Origin of the sequence: Tropicimonas sp. IMCC6043 (assembly GCF_004146235.1) — a bacterium.
Taxonomy (GTDB): Bacteria; Pseudomonadota; Alphaproteobacteria; order Rhodobacterales; family Rhodobacteraceae; genus Tropicimonas.
The window spans coordinates 1-315 of record NZ_SELO01000195.1 but is presented as its reverse complement, the minus strand read 5'-3'; the positions used below and the strand labels follow the sequence as shown (position 1 = coordinate 315).

Annotated in this window: 1 protein-coding gene; it reads left to right on the top strand. The window is 54.3% G+C overall.

The genetic code is table 11. From position 1 onward, the window contains the following. Positions 1-86: 86 nt before the first annotated feature. The coding region (locus tag EU800_RS27415) for a hypothetical protein (RefSeq protein ID WP_207210033.1) at positions 87-315 on the top strand (229 nt) is incomplete at its 3' end.

Below are 315 nucleotides of genomic sequence, written 5' to 3'. Positions count from 1 at the left end.
CATACCTATTGGTATTTCGTGGCGCTTGCGGATTCGGCTGGCGCAGCAAGATATGCTATGTTCGCTCCACTCTGGGAGGCGCAGCGATGCCCCAATTTCAAGACAGTCGTGGCGTGGCTTGGACGTCCAGTGATGCCTCGTCATCGGAACAGCTCTTCGCGGCCATAGACCGGTTTATGACCTATCGAGCCGATACTATGGAAAGGCTGGATGCTCTTCTGAATGACGACTCGGAATGTATCGGCGCTTGGGTTCTCAAGGGCTTCCTTTTCCTTCTAGCGCGCTCACAGTCCCTCGTACCTAATTCCAAGGAAG